General features: G+C 61.5%; 17 protein-coding genes. 10 read left to right on the plus strand and 7 right to left on the minus strand.

Annotation, left to right across the window (positions count from 1 at the left end):
• Window positions 1-13: 13 nt before the first annotated feature.
• Window positions 14-2665, plus strand: a complete 2652-nt coding sequence (locus LQ249_RS09675; RefSeq protein WP_057003736.1) for a sensor histidine kinase — start codon at window positions 14-16, stop codon at window positions 2663-2665.
• Window positions 2666-2702: 37 nt separating this feature from the next.
• Window positions 2703-3392, plus strand: a complete 690-nt coding sequence (locus tag LQ249_RS09680; protein ID WP_026140251.1) for a response regulator — start codon at window positions 2703-2705, stop codon at window positions 3390-3392.
• Between the two features lie 146 nt (window positions 3393-3538).
• On the opposite strand, the gene LQ249_RS09685 is transcribed toward LQ249_RS09680, so the two are convergent.
• Complete coding sequence (locus LQ249_RS09685; protein WP_017848819.1) at window positions 3539-4576, minus strand: patatin-like phospholipase family protein; 1038 nt, start codon at window positions 4574-4576, stop codon at window positions 3539-3541.
• A 217-nt stretch (window positions 4577-4793) separates the two neighbouring features.
• Between LQ249_RS09685 and LQ249_RS09690 the strand changes: the two genes are divergently transcribed.
• From LQ249_RS09690 to LQ249_RS09700, 3 genes are all read left to right on the plus strand, one after another.
• Window positions 4794-5072 (plus strand): hypothetical protein, encoded by a 279-nt coding sequence (locus tag LQ249_RS09690; RefSeq protein ID WP_017848818.1) that lies wholly within the window; start codon window positions 4794-4796, stop codon window positions 5070-5072.
• Window positions 5073-5154: 82 nt separating this feature from the next.
• Complete coding sequence (locus LQ249_RS09695) at window positions 5155-5916, plus strand: CHAD domain-containing protein (protein WP_128192174.1); 762 nt, start codon at window positions 5155-5157, stop codon at window positions 5914-5916.
• A 90-nt stretch (window positions 5917-6006) separates the two neighbouring features.
• A complete protein-coding gene (locus LQ249_RS09700) occupies window positions 6007-6804 on the plus strand; it encodes an acyl-CoA thioesterase (RefSeq protein WP_046384252.1) in 798 nt (265 codons plus the stop codon).
• A gap of 3 nt (window positions 6805-6807) precedes the next feature.
• On the opposite strand, the gene LQ249_RS09705 is transcribed toward LQ249_RS09700, so the two are convergent.
• The 3 genes from LQ249_RS09705 to LQ249_RS09715 all read right to left on the minus strand — a co-directional run bounded on the left by LQ249_RS09705 (window position 6808) and on the right by LQ249_RS09715 (window position 9666).
• Window positions 6808-7170 (minus strand): Mpo1-like protein, encoded by a 363-nt coding sequence (locus LQ249_RS09705; RefSeq protein ID WP_017848815.1) that lies wholly within the window; start codon window positions 7168-7170, stop codon window positions 6808-6810.
• Between the two features lie 109 nt (window positions 7171-7279).
• Window positions 7280-8761: a methyl-accepting chemotaxis protein gene (locus tag LQ249_RS09710; RefSeq protein ID WP_046384251.1), complete on the minus strand. Its 1482-nt coding sequence runs from the start codon at window positions 8759-8761 to the stop codon at window positions 7280-7282.
• 98 nt (window positions 8762-8859) lie between these two features.
• Window positions 8860-9666, minus strand: a complete 807-nt coding sequence (locus LQ249_RS09715; RefSeq protein ID WP_046483457.1) for a TatD family hydrolase — start codon at window positions 9664-9666, stop codon at window positions 8860-8862.
• 236 nt (window positions 9667-9902) lie between these two features.
• On the opposite strand from LQ249_RS09715, the gene LQ249_RS09720 reads away from it, so the two are divergent.
• The 3 genes from LQ249_RS09720 (at window position 9903) to LQ249_RS09730 (ending at window position 12437) form a co-directional block, all read left to right on the plus strand.
• Window positions 9903-11330 carry a transglycosylase SLT domain-containing protein gene (locus LQ249_RS09720; protein WP_057003735.1) on the plus strand — a complete coding sequence of 476 codons (1428 nt, stop codon included), beginning with the start codon at window positions 9903-9905 and terminating at the stop codon, window positions 11328-11330.
• A gap of 103 nt (window positions 11331-11433) precedes the next feature.
• Complete coding sequence (locus LQ249_RS09725; protein WP_232566426.1) at window positions 11434-11868, plus strand: DoxX family protein; 435 nt, start codon at window positions 11434-11436, stop codon at window positions 11866-11868.
• Window positions 11869-12128: 260 nt separating this feature from the next.
• Window positions 12129-12437 carry a hypothetical protein gene (locus tag LQ249_RS09730; RefSeq protein WP_017848810.1) on the plus strand — a complete coding sequence of 103 codons (309 nt, stop codon included), beginning with the start codon at window positions 12129-12131 and terminating at the stop codon, window positions 12435-12437.
• Window positions 12438-12441: 4 nt separating this feature from the next.
• Here the strand turns inward: LQ249_RS09730 and LQ249_RS09735 are convergent, their stop codons facing one another.
• Genes LQ249_RS09735 through LQ249_RS09745 form a run of 3 tightly spaced genes read right to left on the minus strand, consistent with a single transcriptional unit; the run spans window position 12442 to window position 15794 of the window.
• Entirely contained in the window at window positions 12442-14130 is a 1689-nt protein-coding gene (locus tag LQ249_RS09735; protein WP_057003734.1) for a Gldg family protein, read from the minus strand.
• 15 nt (window positions 14131-14145) lie between these two features.
• Window positions 14146-14871, minus strand: coding sequence for an ABC-2 transporter permease (locus LQ249_RS09740; protein ID WP_046384248.1), 726 nt, complete (start codon window positions 14869-14871; stop codon window positions 14146-14148).
• Window positions 14868-15794: an ABC transporter ATP-binding protein gene (locus LQ249_RS09745; protein WP_057003733.1), complete on the minus strand. Its 927-nt coding sequence runs from the start codon at window positions 15792-15794 to the stop codon at window positions 14868-14870. Before LQ249_RS09745 ends, LQ249_RS09740 begins: the two co-directional genes overlap by 4 nt.
• Window positions 15795-16051: 257 nt before the next feature.
• Here LQ249_RS09745 and LQ249_RS09750 point away from each other — a divergent pair, with 257 nt between their 5' ends.
• A complete protein-coding gene (locus LQ249_RS09750) occupies window positions 16052-17215 on the plus strand; it encodes a hypothetical protein (protein WP_057003732.1) in 1164 nt (387 codons plus the stop codon).
• Between the two features lie 126 nt (window positions 17216-17341).
• A complete protein-coding gene (gene greB / locus LQ249_RS09755) occupies window positions 17342-17815 on the plus strand; it encodes a transcription elongation factor GreB (protein WP_026140354.1) in 474 nt (157 codons plus the stop codon).
• The last annotated feature ends 31 nt before the right edge of the window (window positions 17816-17846 follow it).

Raw genomic sequence — 17846 nt, forward strand, 5'->3', positions numbered from 1 at the left:
GGAACCCCCGCGCATGAGCGACTCCGGCCGCGCCGATGCCCTGTTAGCCGATCTGCCCCGGGACGGCCGTGGCCGGCTCAAAGTCTTCCTGGGCGCCGCGCCGGGTGTGGGCAAGACCTACGCCATGCTCCAGGCCGCCCACACACAGTTGCGCCAGGGCGTCAGGTTGCTCGCTGGCGTGGTCGAAACCCACGGCCGCGCCGAGACCGAAGCGTTGCTCAGCGGCCTGCCGCAGCAACCGTTGCTGCGCAGTGAATACCGGGGCGTGATGCTCGAGGAAATGGACCTGGACGGCCTGCTCGCCGCCAAGCCGCAACTGGTGCTGGTGGACGAACTGGCCCACAGCAACGCGCCCGGCAGCCGCCATGAAAAGCGCTGGCAGGATATTCAGGAACTGCTCGCCGCCGGCATCAACGTGTTCACCACGGTCAACGTCCAGCACCTGGAAAGCCTCAACGATCAGGTGCGTGGCATTACCGGCGTGCAGGTGCGCGAAACCCTGCCCGATTGGGTCTTGCAGGAGGCCGATGAGCTGCTGCTGATCGACCTGCCATCCCGCGAGTTGCTGGAGCGCCTGCGCGACGGCAAGGTGTATGTGCCAGAACAGGCCCGTGCGGCCATCGACGCGTTTTTCACCCAGACCAACCTGATGGCCCTGCGCGAGCTGGCGATGCAAACCGCCGCGGCTCACGTCGACGACGACCTGGCCCAGGGCTACCGCCAACTCGGCCAGGCCGCGCCGGCCGTGCGTGGGCGCTTGCTGGTCGGCGTCGACGGCGATGCACAAGCCGAACGCCTGGTGCGCCATGCCAGCCGCGTGGCGCAGCGTCGCCATCTGCCCTGGACCCTGGTGCATATCGATAACGGCCGCGCACGCGATGAGCAAGCACGCCTGCGTCTGCAAAATGCCCAGCAACTGGCCGAACGCCTCGGCGGTGACGTGGTGCTGCTGCGTGCGGGTGAGGTGACCAAGACGCTGATCCAGCATGCCGCCGAGCGCCGCGCCAGCCTGGTGCTGGTCGGGCAGTCGCGGATGAACTGGCGACGTCGGCTGTTCGGCGGTGGCGTGGCCGAGCGCCTGATGCGCAATGCGCGCGGTCTGGAAATCAATATCCTCGACAGCGACGACGTACCTGCACCGCCGCGTCTGCCGGATGTGCGCGGGCTGGTGTGGTTCGACTATGCGCTGGCGGTGGTCGCGACGGTGATCGCGGCGGCCCTGGCCTGGGCGGTCGCCAGTGTGTTGCCGTTGCCGAATATCTCGCTGGTGTTTCTCGCGGCGGTATTGCTGGTGGCGGTGCGCAGCAGCCTGGGGCCGTCCCTGATGTGCGCGGCGCTGTCGTTCCTGACGTATGACTTCCTGTTTATTCCGCCGAAATTCTCCTTCGCCATCCAGCGTGAAGAAGACGTGCTGACTCTGTTGTTCTTCCTGCTGATGGCGGCGCTGACCGGCAACCTCGCGGCGCGCCAGCGTCGGCAGTTGCAGGCGTTGCGCGATACCCAGGAAGAAACCAGCGAGCTGCTCGACCTGTCGCGCAAACTCACCGCCGCCACCGACCGCCAGGCGGTGATCAGCGCGGCGGCGCATCACCTGGAAGGCTGGAGCGACCTGGATCTGTGCCTGGTCAACCGCGACGGCCAGGGCGGCTGGAAAGTCGAGACCGGCGGGCCGCTGACCTTCACCGAAGCCGAACGCGCCGCCGCCGACTGGGCCTGGCAGCATGATCAGCCGGCGGGCAAGGGCACCGGCACGTTGCCGTTCGGGGGCTGGTGGTGGTGGCCGCTGTCGAGCGAAGAGGGCCCGCTGGGGTTGCTCGGCGTCAGTGCAAAACCCGGTATGGAACTGAGCGGCCAGCGGCGTCGCTTGCTGATCGCCTTGAGCCAGCCGCTGGCCCAGGCGTTGGCCCGCGCGCAATTGGCGCAGGAGCTGGAATCCGCGCGCCTGCACGGCGAGACCGAGCAACTGCGCAGTGCCTTGCTCGCCTCGGTGTCCCACGATTTGCGCACGCCGTTGACGTCGATGCGCGGCAGTATCGACAGCCTGCTGGCACTCGGCGAAGCCATCCCGCTGGAGGATCGCCGCGAGTTGCTCGAAGGCACCCGCGATGAAGCTGAGCGCCTCGACCGCTATATCCAGAACCTGTTGGACATGACCCGCCTGGGCCACGGCGCGTTGAAGCTGGCGCGCGATTGGGTCTCGCCCGGTGATATCGTCGGCAGCGCCCTCGGCCGTTTGCGCGCGGTGCTGGCGCCGTTGCAGGTGAGGATCGATGTGCCGTCTGAATTGCCGTTGCTGTATGTGCATGCCGCGTTGATCGAGCAGGCGCTGGTCAACGTGCTGGAAAACGCCGCTCGATTCTCGCCGGCCCAGGGCCATTTGCACGTCAGCGCCGGGGTGTCGGATAACCAGCTATTCTTCGCCGTGGCGGATGAGGGCCCCGGGATTCCCGAAGACGAGCGCGCGAAGATTTTCGATATGTTCTACACCGCTGCCCGTGGCGATCGCGGCGGGCAGGGCACCGGTCTGGGCCTGGCGATCTGCCAGGGCATGGTCGGCGCCCATGGCGGGCATATCAGCGTCGCCGATGGGATTGGCGGGCGGGGTACTTGCATCACGCTGTTCCTGCCTTTACCCGCACAGCCTGGCCTGGAACGCGAGGCGTGAGCTACTCTCTTTTTTCGATGGATTTTGATTGGACACCATGAGCCAGACCGCGACGATTTTGGTCATTGACGACGAACCGCAGATCCGCAAATTCCTGCGCATCAGCCTGGCCTCCCAGGGCTACAAAGTGATCGAGGCCGGCACTGGCAACGAAGGCCTGGCCCAGGCCGCCTTGAGCAAGCCGGATTTGCTGGTACTCGACCTCGGCTTGCCGGACATGGACGGCCAGCAGGTGCTGCGCGAGTTTCGTGAGTGGTCGACGGTGCCGGTGCTGGTGTTGTCGGTGCGCGCCAGCGAAGTGCAAAAGGTCGAGGCGCTGGATGGGGGCGCGAACGATTACGTCACCAAACCCTTTGGCATCCAGGAGTTTCTGGCCCGCGTGCGCGCCTTGTTGCGCCAGGCCCCAGCGGGTGAAGCCCAGGAAGCGGCGTTGTGTTTTGGCCCGCTGACGGTGGACCTGGCCTTCCGCCGCGTATTGCTGGACGGCGCCGAAGTGGCGCTGACCCGCAAGGAATACGCGGTGCTGGCGCAACTGGCGCGACATCCGGGGCGGGTGATTACCCAGCAACAACTGCTCAAGGACATCTGGGGGCCGACCCATACCGAGGACAGCCACTATCTGCGCATCGTGGTGGGCCACCTGCGCCAGAAGCTGGCGGATGATCCGACTCAGCCGCGGTTTATCGTGACCGAGGCGGGGGTGGGGTATCGGTTGCTGGGGGCTTAGGCCTGGTGGGTTTTCGTTGGCTGTCAGGGCCTCATCGGGGGCAAGCCCCCTCCCACAGGTTGAAGGCGTTCACAAATCAAAATGTGGGAGGGGCGGTGCGACGATTCGACTTGCCCCCGATAGGGCCCCCAGCCACACCGCCAATCTCAGTGCTGCTCACTCTCATACCGATCCAACGTATCACTGGCGATCTCGCGCCCCAGGGCGATCAGTTCCGGCGCCTTGTAGAACTCGAAAAACCGGCACACCCGCTTCGGCACGTTGATCAGCACATCCGGCGGGTAGCCGGCGATCTTGTATTGCGCCAGCGATGTCTGCATCACCTCGAAGCTCTGGTTGATCAGGTCCAGCAATGATGCCGGGCCGACGTTGTCGATGATGAACGATCCGGTCGCCGACTTCGGCGCCCCGGCTTTTTCCGGGGCGGCGGCGGGCTGCTGGGATTCCGGTTCGGCCGACTCCAGCCACGGGTTGATCTCGGCCGCTTGGGCCTGCAAGGCTTCCTGTTCGAGCTTCATCAACTGCTCGGCCTGCTTGCGGCGAAACGGCAAGTGCGAACCCAGTGACTTCGCCAGGCTGTTGAAGCGGCTCTTGAATGCCGGCGGCCGCTGGATCACTGGCAAGTGGTAGTGTTTCTGGTTGGTCGCGTTGAGGTTGACCGCAATGATCAAGTCGCAATGGCTCGACACCACCGGCACGATCGGCAGCGGGTTGAGCAGGCCGCCGTCCACCAGCATGCGGTTGCCCTGCATCACCGGGGTGAACAGGCTCGGAATCGCCGCCGATGCGCGCATGGCCTGGTGCAGGCAGCCTTCCTGGAACCAGATTTCCTGCTGGTTGGTGAGGTCGGTGGCCACGGCGGTGTAGGGGATGCGCAGCTCTTCGATATTGATCTCGCCGACGATCTTGCGGATCTGCCCGAAGACCTTCTCGCCGCGAATCGCTCCCAGGCGGAAGCTCACATCGACCAGGCGCAGTACGTCGAGGTAATCCAGGCTTTCGATCCAGTTGCGATACTCGTCGAGTTTGCCAGCAGCATAGATTCCGCCCACCACCGCGCCCATGGAGCAGCCGGCGATACAGGCGATGTCGTAGCCGCGCCGTTCGATTTCCTCGATCACACCGATATGGGCATAGCCCCTGGCCCCACCGGAGCCCAGCACCAAGGCAACACGCTTCTTCATGGTCGATGTCCTTCGTTAAGCAGGCGCCCACAATGCACCCAATACGGGGGCGGCTTCAATCTTCGCGCCACCGCGCAATATTTTTCCAGAATAGCGGCTAGGCTCGGGTATGCTCTGGCAATAGGCGCTTTTGATTTCGGGTGGCGGACAAGGCACTTTTCTTTGTAGGCAACGTCTACACGGTACGACCGTTTTTCTTTATTTTGAGGTGTCATCGATGAAAGCCTGGATGTGTGTGCCTGTGATCATGTTGGCCCTGGCCGGTTGCGCCGGGAAAACTGCCTATCGCGACAGCTGCGGTAGCCAATTGGACGCCGCGTGGAAAGAGCTGGACCTGGCCAAGGCCGAAGGCTTTGCCGGCACCGTGAGTTACTCCAAGGCCTTGTCCCTGCTGACCGGCGCCAAGACCCAGCAGCAATTCGAAGCGTTCGAAGGCTGCGCCAACAAGGCCGAGAAGGCGCGTTTCTATATTCGTGAGTCGCGCGCCGGCCGCTGATTCGTCGCAGCTGTCGAGTGCAACCAGGCTGCGTCAGCGGTTTGAGTGATGCAGGGATTATTCGTCGTCAGTGGGGGAAAGCATGTCAGCCTTGGTAGATCAGTTAGTCGCTCAGGTCATCGGCCTGGAAGTAGGGTTACTGAGCTGCCAGGCTCGGCTCGCCGCCGTCACCGACGATGAAGCCCTGCATGATTTGCGCACCACCGTGCGGCGCCTGCGTAGCCTGTTGCGACCCTTGCGCGGCTTGCCGGGGGTCGAACAACTCGAACTGGCCGCCAGCACCGTCGGCCAATTGACCACCCCGTTGCGCGATCGTGAAGTGCTGGCCGCGCATCTGCACCAGCACGGTCACCATGCCGCCGCCGACCGTCGTCTGCGCCTGCAACCCGAGGCCTATCGCCACGTCGCCGAGGGCCCGGAGCTGGCGCACCTGCTGCAGATCCTCGATGCATTCCCGCGGTTTATCCGTGCCTCGCAACACCAGAAACTGCTCAGGGGCCTGCGCACGCGTATCGAGAAACGCCTGGCCAAGCAATGGCACAACCTCGATGACGCCCTGCAGGACCCCAGCCACGATCGCCACCGTCTGCGTTTGTTGATCAAGCGCGTGCGCTACGCCGCCGAAGCCTACCCCGAGCTGGACAAGCTGCCGGTCAAGGCCGTGTTGCGCCTCAAGCAAGCCCAAGGCGCCCTGGGCGATTGGCATGATTGCTGGCAGTGGCTGCTCCAGGCCGAGCATCAAGCCGATCTGCAGCCCTGTGTGACGATTTGGCGTCGCACCATGGCCCAGGCCGAAGGCGAGGCGGATCGGGTGCTGGACAAACTCTGCGCGGATTGTTTCTGAGCCGGTCCGGTTTTTGGCCGGAATAGGCGCTGTACCTGGTGGGTGCGCTGGTTAAGATCGCTGCTCCGGTCTTTTTGATGTGAGGTCGCCATGCGCTTCAGTGATTTGCTCGACGCTGCCCGTAACCACCCGCTTGAGGTCACCATCCCCGCCGAATGGGCGCAGGGTCGCGCGACCTTTGGTGGCCTGGTGGCCGCTTTGCAATATGAAGCGCTACGCGCCCAGGTCCCTGCCGACCGGCCGTTACGCTCGTTGGCAATCACTTTTGTCGGCCCGGTCGCCGCGGATGTGCCCGCCAGTTATCACGTCGAAGTGCTGCGCGAAGGCAAGGCGGTCAGCCAGTTGCTTGGCCGGGTGGTGCAGAACGGTGAAGTGGCGACGCTGGTCCAGGCCAGTTTCGGTGCGTCCCGTGAGTCGCAAGTCGTGGTGCCGAGCGAGCCGCCGCCGACCTTCAAGCATTGGGATGAATGCCAGGAGCTGCCGTATATCCAGGGCGTCACCCCGGAATTCATGCGGCACCTGGCGATGCGCTGGAGTGTCGGCGGCCTGCCGTTTACCGGCAATACCTCCCGCGACATGGGCGGTTGGGTGCGCTTGCGCGGCGATGTGAAGGAAGAGCCGCTGACCGAGTCGCACATCCTCGCCCTGGTGGATGCCTGGCCGCCGGCGTTGCTGCCGCACCTGCGCAAGCCCGCGCCGGGCAGTACCCTGACCTGGACCATCGAGTTTATCCAGCCGCTGCAAGACCTCACCACACTTGACTGGTGCCAGTACTACGTCAACATCGAACACGCCCGTGACGGCTACGGCCATGCCGCTGCGGCGCTGTGGAGCCCGAGCGGCGAGTTGATCGCCATCAGCCGCCAGACCGTGGTGGTCTTCGCCTGACCTTCAGTGCCGATGACGCTGACGCCAGGCGCGCCACCAGCCACCGCTGAGCACAAAGCGCGGGAAGCTCACGAACTGCTCGACCAACAGGCGTTGGACCGCGTCTTTGCGGTCGCTGAACGGTTCACCGGCCTGGGCTTCCAGGCTGTGGCCATGCCGCTGCAAGGCAAGGCCGGCGAGGATGCCGACAACGCCCACGGCCAAACTGGCCAGGCTCAGGCTGAACACCCCGGAAACGACCAACAGAAACCCGATGATAAACAGCGGCACCGCGATCATGTGCAACGCCAGGTTGGTCGGGTGCTGGTGGTTTTGCGGGTACTGACGCCATTGCCAGGCGGGGAGATTGGGATGACGTTTGCCCATGATGATGAATCCTCTGTCCGTTGAAACAACTTGAACAGAGTTTAGGTCGGGTCGGCTGGCGCGGCGAATCAAGGCTGGCTATGGGGGCCATAGCCTCGCCTTGTATTGCTTATAGCTTCAACTGGCCAATCGCCTTGCTCAACTCCCCGGCCAATGTGGCGAGCTGATTGCTGGTGGTGGCCGAATCCACGGTCTGCTGCACGGTGTTCTCGGTCACATCACGAATACTCACCACGGCGCGGTTCATCTCTTCGGCGACATGGCTCTGCTGTTCGGCGGCGACGGCGATCTGGGTGTTGCTTTCGCGCATCTGCGCCACGGCGCCGGTGATTTCGGCCAGTGCCGCGCCGGCTTCCTGAGCCTGTTGCACGCAGTCATCGGCCTTGAACGAGCTTTCTTGCATGAAGTCCACCGCATCGCGGGTGCCGGCTTGCAGCGCTGAGACCATGAGCGTGATTTCGTCGGTGGAGGTTTGCACGCGTTTGGCCAGGTTGCGCACTTCGTCGGCGACCACGGCGAAACCGCGGCCCATCTCCCCGGCGCGGGCGGCTTCGATGGCGGCGTTGAGCGCGAGCAGGTTGGTCTGTTCGGCGATGCTGTGGATCACGCTGACCACGCCGTTGATTTTCTGGCTGTCTTCGGCGAGTTTCTGGATCATCTCGGCGGTCTGTTGCACGCCGCTGGACAGCCCGGCGATTGAGCGCTGCACCCGATCCACCACTTCGCGGCCGCTGCCGGCGAGGGTGTCGGCGGTCTGGGACAAATCGCGGGTGGCGCCGGCGTGCTGGGCGATGTGGTGGACGGTGGCCGTCATCTCGTTGATGGCGGTGGCGGCCTGGTCGGTTTCGCTTTGCTGGCCGAGCATGCCGTGCTGCACCTCGTTCATGCTGCTGGCCAGGCGCGCCGCGCCCTCATCCAGTTGCTTGGCGGTGCTGGCCACGGTGTTGACCACTCGCTGGTAGCCGGCTTGCATGGCATTGAACGCGCTGGCCATCTGCCCGACTTCATCTTTGCAGGCCAGCGGGACGCGCGCCGACAAGTCGCCGGTTTTCTCGACGTGCAGCATTACGTCCTTGAGGGTGTTGAGCTGGCTGAGCAGGAAGCGGATCAGCAACTGCGACGCGCAGAGCATCGCCAGCATCAGGATCAGCACCGCCACCGCGTAGTTGGCGAAGCGCTCACTGAACACCTGGCTCAGGCTTGGCGCGTAAGCGAGCACGGCGACCTGTTGCCCGTCGGCGCGGGCGACCACTTCAGCGCCCATCAACGGGTTTTCGCCGAATAAGGGCAGGTGATTGAGTTCGACCCAGCCGCTGGCACTGCTCAGGTCTGACAGATCTTGATCAGCCAACTGTGGGACTTGGCCACGGGCAAACGTCAGCCACGCCTCGCCCTTGGGCAGCGCCTTGTCGGCCGGCCAGGCGCTGAGCAAGCGCGCCTGGGCTTGTGCCGAGGCCTGGGACGCCTGGCTGCGCGACTGCTGTTCGAGATGCACAGCGTATAGCACCAACAGCAGCGTGGTGATAAAGGCGACCGCGTTGACGGCCCAGAATTTGTATTTCAGCGAGATATTGCTAAGCCAGGCACCCATAGAAGGTTTTTCTCTGATAGCGGAAACAGCATTGGCAAGGTGCCATTATTGTGCCGCTACTGAAAAAATACCACTTTGATATGGGTCAATACGCCACATCAAACCACAGCGGGTAGGCCAAAAAAAATACGCGCGCAGGCGGTGCTGTGCTGGGCCAGGTCTTCCAGGCTTTCGTTGCGGTGCAGGGCGACTTCGCGCAGCACCTCCGGCAGGTAGGCCGGTTCGTTACGGCCGTTTTTCGGTTTGGGCCGTAGGGTGCGCGGCAGCAGGTAAGGCGCATCGCTTTCCAGCATCAGGCGGCCCCGAGGAATTTCTCTGACCAGCGGATGCAGGTGCGTCCCACGGCGTTCGTCGCAGATCCAGCCGGTGATGCCGATGTGCAAGTCGAGGTCGAGGTAGCTGAACAGCGCCTGCTGCTCGCCCGTGAAACAATGCACCACGGCGGCGGACAAGTGATCGCGGTAATCCTTGAGGATCTCCAGCAGGCGCTGGTTGGCGTCGCGTTCGTGGAGAAACACCGGCAGTTTCAGCTCGACGGCCAGGGCCAGGTGTTCTTCGAGGACTTTTTCCTGCTGCGGGCGCGGTGAGAAGTCGCGGTTGAAATCCAGCCCGCATTCGCCCACCGCGCGCACGCGGCTGTCGTTGAGCAAACCACGTAGGCGTTGGGCGCTGTCGCCGTTCCAGTCGCTGGCGGAGTGGGGGTGGATGCCAGCGGTGCAGAACAGTCGCTGGCCGCTTTCATCCAGCTTTTCGCACAATTGCAGGGCCTGTTCGCTGCCGTCGACACTGGTGCCGGTGAGCACCAATTGTTGCACGCCGGCGGCATACGCACGCTCGAGAACGGCCTGGTGCTTCTCGTCGAAACTTGGGTTTGTCAGGTTGACGCCGATATCAATGAGTTGCATGGTGCTATCTCCGCCTGCGGCCGGAAAGCATATCAGAGCTGTAGATTTATAAGAAAAACCTAGAACTACAACGAGTTATAGCTGTCTTTGAACGTCGCAAGTGACATTGTGGTGGGTCTATCGCCTACCCTGGTGCCGCCGTTGCGTGCCTTGTCAGCGCATAAAGCGCTCTGTTTCTGACCTCCAGCCCCTCGTTTTTCGCGAAGGTGCTGGCCAGTATTCTTTCCGGAGAGCGGATGATCCGACCCTCGGCGTTGCTTATGTTGTGCCTGACGTTATCGCTGCCCATGGCGGCGGTCGCGCGGCTGGACGGGCCGCTGGAAGTGACCAAACCGAGCAAGGTGCGCGACCTGGCCGAGATTCGCTCCAGTCGTACCCTGCGCGTACTGGTCAACCAGAGCCGCAACAGTTCCGGCGAAATCCAGGGCCAGGCCATTGGTGTCGAATACCATCGCCTGCGTGCGTTCGAGCAGTACCTCAACGACCAAGCCCGCGATGGCCAGGAAATCAATCTGAAGATCATCCCCAAGGCCAAGGACCAACTGCTCGGCGCGCTGGCGCGGGGTGAAGGCGATCTGGTAGCCCCCGGGGAATTGCTGGAAGTGAAGGCCACGCACAAGATCAGTGCGAGCGACCCGATTGCCAGCGGCGTGCCGTTATGGCTGGTGGGGGTCAAGGGCGAGCGCCGGTTCACCCGGCTGGAGCAGTTGTCCGGGCGCACATTGGCGCTGACCACCGGCAGCGCGGCGGCGGATGCGATCAACCAGGTCAACCAGAAACTGGCCCTGCACAAGCAGCCGCCGATCAAGGTGGAGTGGGTCGACCCGAGCCTGGCGGTGGAGGACGTGCTGGAGATGGTCCAGGCCGGCATCTTTCACCTGACTATCGTCGAGAAGCCCATCGCCGAACGCTGGTCGAAGATCCTGCCCAAGCTGCGCTTCGACAAGCAGGTGGTGATCAATGAGCCGGGCGAAGAGTATTGGTTCGTGCGGCAGGACGCCGCGATGCTGCGGGCGAGTATTGATCGCTTCCTCAAGACCTACCGCACGCCGTCCGACCAGGACGTGGCGTTTCAGCGCATTTATCGACGCCTTTACCAAGTGCGCAACCCGCTGGCCCGCATCGACCGCCAGCGCCTGGAGAAACTGCGCCCGATCCTGCAAAAACATGCGCGCGAGCAAGGCATGGATTGGTTGAACCTCGCCGCGCTGGCCTTCAAGGAGTCCGCCCTCGACCCAAGCGCGCGCAGCAGCGGTGGCCCCACCGGCCTGATGCAGATCACGCCTTCGGCGGCGCAGCGGGTGGGCGTGAACAATATCGAGAATCTCGACAGCAATGTGCAGGCGGGCGCACGTTATCTGTCGATGATCCGCCGCAAGTTTTTCGCCAGCCCCAAGCTCAACGAGCGTGAGCGCATGGCGTTCGTGCTGGCGGCCTACAACATGGGGCCGGAACGCGTGCAAGGCATGCGTACCGAAGCCAAGCGGCGTGGGTTGAACCCCAATCAGTGGTTCTTCCAGGTGGAGCGCATTGCCATGGAGCAGGTGGGGATGAGCGGCGTGAGCTATGTGAATAGCGTCAACAAGTACTACCTGGCGTTTGATCGGGAGCGGGACTCCCTGGAGCCGTCGGCGTTGGAGCCGAAAATCGCTTCGCGCAAGTGATCGATTTTATAGATATTAATCAGGCATTTTTTCGGCTTTTATCATTGTCTAAACTGATTAATATAGCGGCCAACCAACCCCTACTCTGAAAAGGATTATCCCCATGAGCCCACTGATCAAAAGCATCCTGTCCACCCGCGCCGGCTATGGCTTGACCATTCTGCGCATTGTCGTCGGCATCATCTTCGCTGCCCACGGTTCGCAAAAACTCTTTGGCTGGTTTGGCGGCTACGGCCTGGCGGGCACCGCGCAGTGGATGGAAAGCATCGGCCTGGCGCCGGGCACCCTGATGGCCTTGTTGTCGGGCGGTACCGAGTTCTTCGCCGGCCTGGCCTTGATCATCGGCCTGCTGGCACGCCCTGGGGCCTTGGGCCTGACGATCCTGTCGCTGGTGGCGATCTTCTCGGTGCATATCCATAACGGTCTGTTCATGGCGAACAATGGTTATGAGTTCGCCCTGGCCTTGCTCGGCGGCTCCCTGGCCGTCCTGTTCGAAGGTGCCGGCAAACTGTCCGCCGACCGCGCCATCACCCACTGATCGGCCTGTAACCGCTGGAGAAGGCCCGCCATGTGCGGGCCTTTTCGTTGCGCGGGATTCTTGACACCGCCCCATCGGCTTCTCTAGGATGTTGGTTATGCGCCGATTTAAACAGCTAATTGCGGGGCGCCACTGGGACTCGATGCAGCCCGACAGAAGCCAGTTCTCATTGCAGACGCCGGCTTCGAAATACCGCTAAAGCGCTGGTTCGGTGTTGCCTCTCACCTGCCCGCAGACTTTTGAGGCAGAGACACGACACGATGAATGCACCACGCCCCCTCATACGCCTGGCTCCGATCACTGCGGAGCTGACTCAACGCAATCCGAGAATTCTCCTGGGCGGCAAGCACCAGCCGACGCTGTTGCGTTACCTGGACGGCTGGCCGCGTCGGGGCGGGCGGCCCTCGGCGTTCCTGATCCAATTTGTCGAAGATGGCGATTCCCTGGCACGCTTTGCCAGCAACAGCTTTGACCTCGCGGTGATCCAGGCGCCCAGCGCCAGTGACGCGGCTGAGGTGATCCGCCAACTGACGCGCATTGCCCGGCAAGGCTTGATCGCGCGGCGCTGAGCCCTCAATAAAACGCCGACGGCGGCACCGGCCAGCGACGACGCCGCCGCCGAAACAGCCCCCAGGCAATCAGGCACAGCAGTGCCGGCAACGGCACAATCACCAGCAGTTTTACGTTGCGTTCCAGGCGCTGCACTGGCGCGTAAAGCGTGTTTTTCAGCGTATGCAGTTCCATCGGTAGACGCAGGCGTTCCTTGTTGAGCGCTTGCAACTGGGTACTGGTATCGACCGACTCCGTGCCCAGGGCCGTGACGTCGGGGTTAAGGCGCTGCCATTCCTTTTCCGTTCGTGCCAGGCGCCGTTCCAGCTCGGCAGCCTGATCCCGATAGGCGCGTTCGGCAGCCTCGCGCCGCTTCGCCAGCAGCTTCAATGAATGGCCGGCCACCGCGCGCGGGCGAATATCCGCCAGGGCCTGCGGCGCGGCCAGGTTATCCAGTGCGTTCATGACAAACAGTTTGTTGGCATTTCGCGCGGATTCGCCGGGAGGCTCGCTCAACATATCCGTATCTGCAACCACGACCACATGGATCTGCGCCGCCTTCTGCAACCCCGGCGGCCGCCCGCCAAATCCGTCGGCAAACGCCGAATAGGCTGGCCCTTCGAGGCGGGCAGCGATCACGTGAGGCTCGCCACGCGTGGGTAACGCACTGCCCACGGCGTCTGAATCGATCAGTAACGACTGTCTGGAACTGCGCAACAGCGGCGTGAAGATGGCGCGGCTTTTATCCAGGGAGAACAGGGCGCCGCTGTTCGACACGGTCACTGTGCCCAGCTTCCAGCTGCTGACATCGCGGGTATTCATTGCTTGGCGTGGCAGGGTGAATGTGGCCGGTTGATGTTCCGACGGGGCATAGGTGGGGTCGACCAGCACTTTGTTGCTCGGCATGCTGACCCCCCAGCCGGCGAGCAAGCCGTCTAGCCGGGTGGCGGAGGACGTTGTCTTTGAGCCGCCTTTGTCGAGGGGGTCGATAAACATCAGCAGTTTGCCGCCGCCCAGGACGAACTGGTCGATCGCATACAGTGTTTTTTCCGGCAGCCCGCGTGGATGTACCAGCATTAGGGTTTTAATCCGCGAGGGCACATGATCGGCCGTCGGCTCCAGCTCCAGGAGATCGAAATGTCGGTGCAACTCCAGTACCAGCGGCTCGATGGATGCGCCGGCCGGTAACCCTGATAACAGCCCGACGATCGCGGGCTCGGGGTGCAGCAACTGGGTGATCAAGTGGCTGATTTCATACTCCAGCAGCGGCTCGTTCTCCGGGTTGAACGACTCGATGCGTTGGGCGGTTTGTCCCTCCCGAGCGCCGATAAGACCGAAGAACCCCGGTTGATCGCGCAGGCCATACAGTCCTGCTTTGTAGGCATCCTCTGAAAAGGGAGTGGGATCGATAATGTGCAGATTGATCCTGCCGTTTGCTGCGTGTTCAAACGCCCTGAGCTTTTCTTCAACGCGTTTGGCATAGTGTTTCAGGATGCTTTTTTTGGCCGGTATGCTTGAGTTGAAATAATAGAAGTCCAGTGGGCTTTCCAGTGTGGTGAGTAAGTGCAATACCGCGGGTGACAATGTATTGGTCTGTTGTTGGGAAAAGTCCTGGCGTAAATCAGGAAGTTTGACTACCCATACCAGGTTGAATGCGAGGAACAGCAGCAGTATGACGCTAAGTGTCATGCCGGTGCGCAATGGATATCGCATCGAGAGTGTTCCTTCTCAGCTGTTCTTGTAGTTGAGGATAACGGTCGTCGCAGCAAGAAAAGCAATGATCATGCTGATGAAATACGCGCCGTCCTGAAAGGTAAGTGTCCCGTGATCAATCAGGCCAAAACGCAGGAGTGGGCTGAGAGATGTCAAACTGTCGATGATCCAGATGGGGGCTTGACGCTCCAGTGCATCCAATATCGAAGACACGCCGCTGGCCAATAACAGCAGGCTCAGCGTCAATATGAAAATGGCCAGGCGCTGGCGGGTCAGTGCGCAAATAAAAACACCCACTGAGAGATAGCTCCCGCTCAATAACCAACTGGCCAGGAATTGGGATGCGATGACCCGGTTGTCCGCACTGCCCAACAAGTTGACCACCGTCACGATGGGGAATGTCAGTAATAATGCCAGGCCCGCCACGACCCAGGCGGCGAGGAACTTCCCAATAACCAGTTCGGCGGGCCGCACAGGCAGTGTTTTCATGAAATCGCCAAAGCCTGTCTCATTCTCGTCCGCCCAAAGTTGAGTCGACAGTGCAGGGATCAGTAACAGGTACAACCAAGGGTGCCATTGAAAAAAGCCCTGCAAATCGCTGCTGCTGCGCTCCAGCAGTTGGCTGGTGTGCAACCCCAGCAAGGTCGACAGCAACAGGAACAGCGCAACGCTCAGGTAGGTGGCAGGTGCCGATAGATAGCTGGCAAGCTGGCGTTTGAAAACAGATGGCAGCAGGTTCAATGGGATGCCTCCTGGCTCAGGTGGTGAACGACATCGTTCAGGCGGCCTGGCTCCAGATTCAGTGAGTGTATTTCCCAGCGTCGGTTGGCAATCAATGCGCAGATGGCGGGGTAGATGGAGTGTCCCGGCATGGCGAGAACGGTTACCGTGCCCGGGCCGTGCCGGTCTTCTTCGATACCTGCCACGCCGGGCAGTACGGCAAGTGCCAGTAAATCCAGGGCTGACTCCGCCGCCAGGGTGACTGCGCGAAAGTGCCGGGAACTGCGCTGCAGCTCGGGCATCGGGGTGTCCGCCAACAGGCGCCCGCCGCCAATGACCAGGGCGCGGGTGCAGACGCCGGCCAGTGCTTCGCAATCGCGTGAGGCAACGATGATCGTCATCTCGTCGGCCAACGACTGGATAAGCCTGCTGATCTTGCCTTGCTGATGGGGCGCCAACCCTTCGCTGGGTTCGTCCAGTAACAGCACGTCGGGGTCGTGCAGCAGGGCCTGGGCAAACGCGACTTTGCGTTTCAGGCCAGGGGGAAGGGTGTTGATCGGGTAATCGAGGACTGGCCAGAGTTCGAGTCGGCTGGCCGCGTGATCCACCCGCCTGCGTCGCTCCGCGCCTTGGAATCCCCGAAGGGTGGCGATGAAACTGAGCAGGTTCTTGACCGACAGGGTCGGGTGACTGACTCCGGATTCGGGTTGATAGCCTATTGCCTTGCGTGCGTGATAGCCGTGTGTATGTGTATCCAGCCCCAGAATCCGCACTTGCCCCGAGGAGGGTTGGATGGCGCCGGCGATCATTTTTAAAAGTGTCGTTTTACCTGCCCCCTCCAATCCAAATAAACCAAGGCACTCTTGGCGTTTGGCAGAAAATGAGACATCGCTGATTACACTCTTTTTGTTCAAGTATTTTGTGAGGTTGCTTATCTCGATCATTATGCTTTTCTGTTCGGTTGGTGAGGCAAGAAGAATGAAGAGGCAAGCGCCTTTGTTGAGTGATATAGGGCTCGGGTTTAAAAATGGTACGTTCAATGTACAGCGCTTGGAAACGCTGAAGTATCTTAATAAGAGAAGTCCTACGTTCAGTCTGTTACCTCGCTGAAACAATCGTTGAGTGATAAATGCATGTTGATGGTCGGATGTTTATCTGATGTTTATATACGCTTTGCTTGTTGTCATGAGGCCTGATTACTATGATGCTTCTACGTACCCTAGTTCTTGAACGCTCTGGTGAGGATGCGCCGGTCAACGGTGCTCTGCTCTGTGGTTTTGCTGTTCCCCAGATCGCGTCGAACTTTCTTGTGTACAGCCTGGATGAAGAAATAGAGCCGGGTAGTTCCCGGGTATATGTCGCAGCATTGCGTAGGAAAGTTGAACGCTACTTCTTGGGTGGGGTGGATGCCCAAGAGGATCTGCAAGTTGCGATGCGGGTGTTTAAACAAATACTGACCTTGGCCGCGTCCGGTACCAAGTCGGGTAGCGTCGGCGACGGCCAGATTCCCTATCACTTTGTCGACTTGAAAGGCTGCAAGTTGCCGCCCGCCAGGCCCGAAGATCATCATTCAATGAACATCAAGAAAGCCTTGGTGATGAAGGTGATTACCTTGGGCACATCGGCCCCTGCGTCAGAGGCGATTGAAAGTCCCACGCTGATTGTCCCGTCCATTCGTTTTTCTTCCAAATTGGTCTCGGCTCCCAAAGTCACCAAGGCGCCTGAAAAGGTCTTGCCCGTGGTGATCGAGGGGCTGGCTGAACCTCAGCGGCAGGTGCCCGCGGTCGTGGCGCCAACTGCTGCGCCGGTCGTCGCGGTTGCACCCAGTGCGCCGCCGGCATCCAACGAACAGGCAGAACACAATTCACTGTTCGAGGTGGACAGCACCTTGACCAACCTCGCGCGTGTCGCCCAGGAGCTGACCCAGCAAAAACTTGCGATGCAAAAGCGCGAAGAAGCGCTCGAACAGCGCCAGGTTGAACTGCAGCGAGGGCTGGCGGAGCTTGAGCAAAAGCGCCAGGAACTTACCCGTCGCATGGTGCAGGAGGAGGGCGCCGTGCAGTTGCAGGCGCAGGCGTTGGAGGGGCGTGAAGCGCAGTTGGCAAATGCCGTGGTCATGCAGCAGCAAGGGCAGCGTCAAATGGATGAGCGCACCCGCGTCCTCGAAGAGCGGGCCATTCAAGTCGAGGCGCAAGAGCTGCGGGCGCGTCAGAAAGGCGAGACGTTGGCGGCGCTGCTCGTGCAGTTACCAGGGTTGCGCCAGAATGTGCATGCCATTCTCTTTGAACTCGACCAGGCGTTGGACGGCCTGGCCAGGAATGAGCTGGTTCAAGCCAGCAGCGAGCCGGGCGCAATCCAGCTGTGATGCGAGGCGTCAGAGGGTCTGGCTACTTTCCCCGGTTCATTTATCATCACCCTCTGTTCGTCGACGCCGGGGCCTGCATGCCGCGGCGTATTGGAATCAATGGACATTGCCTGGGGATGCACACGTTTGAGTACCAAGCTGATTACCAAAGAAGGTCATGAGGCGCTGAAGAAGGAGTTGGATTACCTGTGGCGCGAAAAGCGTCCGGACACCACGCGCAAAGTGACTTGGGCCGCTTCCCTGGGGGATCGCAGCGAGAACGCGGACTACCAGTACAACAAGAAGCTGCTGCGTGAGATTGACCGACGGGTGCGCTACCTGCGCAAGCGTCTGGAAGACATGCGCGTGGTGGAGTACATGCCCGAACAGGAAGGGCGGGTATTTTTCGGTGCCTGGGTCGATATCGAAAACGAGCAGGGCGAAACCAAGCGTTTTCGCATCGTCGGCTATGACGAGATCTACGAACGGATGGACTACATCTCCATCGACTCGCCGATGGCGCGGGCGCTGCTGCGCAAGCAAGTCGACGATGAGGCCATCGTGCAGACGCCGAACGGCGAGGTGTGCTGGTGGATCACCGCTATCGAGTATGTGAAATAGACAATGGTGGCCCGCGGTCTGTGACGCGCGG

It is taken from the genome of Pseudomonas sp. 7-41, from assembly GCF_021233075.1.
Taxonomy (GTDB): domain Bacteria; phylum Pseudomonadota; class Gammaproteobacteria; order Pseudomonadales; family Pseudomonadaceae; genus Aquipseudomonas; species Aquipseudomonas veronii.

Coding starts and splice junctions, on each gene's coding strand:
- LQ249_RS09675 (WP_057003736.1), top strand. CDS start 14: ATGAGCGACTCCGGCCGCGCCGATGCCCTGTTAGCCGATCTGCCCCGG.
- LQ249_RS09680 (WP_026140251.1), top strand. CDS start 2,703: ATGAGCCAGACCGCGACGATTTTGGTCATTGACGACGAACCGCAGATC.
- LQ249_RS09685 (WP_017848819.1), bottom strand. CDS start 4,576: ATGAAGAAGCGTGTTGCCTTGGTGCTGGGCTCCGGTGGGGCCAGGGGC.
- LQ249_RS09690 (WP_017848818.1), top strand. CDS start 4,794: ATGAAAGCCTGGATGTGTGTGCCTGTGATCATGTTGGCCCTGGCCGGT.
- LQ249_RS09695 (WP_128192174.1), top strand. CDS start 5,155: ATGTCAGCCTTGGTAGATCAGTTAGTCGCTCAGGTCATCGGCCTGGAA.
- LQ249_RS09700 (WP_046384252.1), top strand. CDS start 6,007: ATGCGCTTCAGTGATTTGCTCGACGCTGCCCGTAACCACCCGCTTGAG.
- LQ249_RS09705 (WP_017848815.1), bottom strand. CDS start 7,170: ATGGGCAAACGTCATCCCAATCTCCCCGCCTGGCAATGGCGTCAGTAC.
- LQ249_RS09710 (WP_046384251.1), bottom strand. CDS start 8,761: ATGGGTGCCTGGCTTAGCAATATCTCGCTGAAATACAAATTCTGGGCC.
- LQ249_RS09715 (WP_046483457.1), bottom strand. CDS start 9,666: ATGCAACTCATTGATATCGGCGTCAACCTGACAAACCCAAGTTTCGAC.
- LQ249_RS09720 (WP_057003735.1), top strand. CDS start 9,903: ATGATCCGACCCTCGGCGTTGCTTATGTTGTGCCTGACGTTATCGCTG.
- LQ249_RS09725 (WP_232566426.1), top strand. CDS start 11,434: ATGAGCCCACTGATCAAAAGCATCCTGTCCACCCGCGCCGGCTATGGC.
- LQ249_RS09730 (WP_017848810.1), top strand. CDS start 12,129: ATGAATGCACCACGCCCCCTCATACGCCTGGCTCCGATCACTGCGGAG.
- LQ249_RS09735 (WP_057003734.1), bottom strand. CDS start 14,130: ATGCGATATCCATTGCGCACCGGCATGACACTTAGCGTCATACTGCTG.
- LQ249_RS09745 (WP_057003733.1), bottom strand. CDS start 15,794: ATGATCGAGATAAGCAACCTCACAAAATACTTGAACAAAAAGAGTGTA.
- LQ249_RS09750 (WP_057003732.1), top strand. CDS start 16,052: ATGATGCTTCTACGTACCCTAGTTCTTGAACGCTCTGGTGAGGATGCG.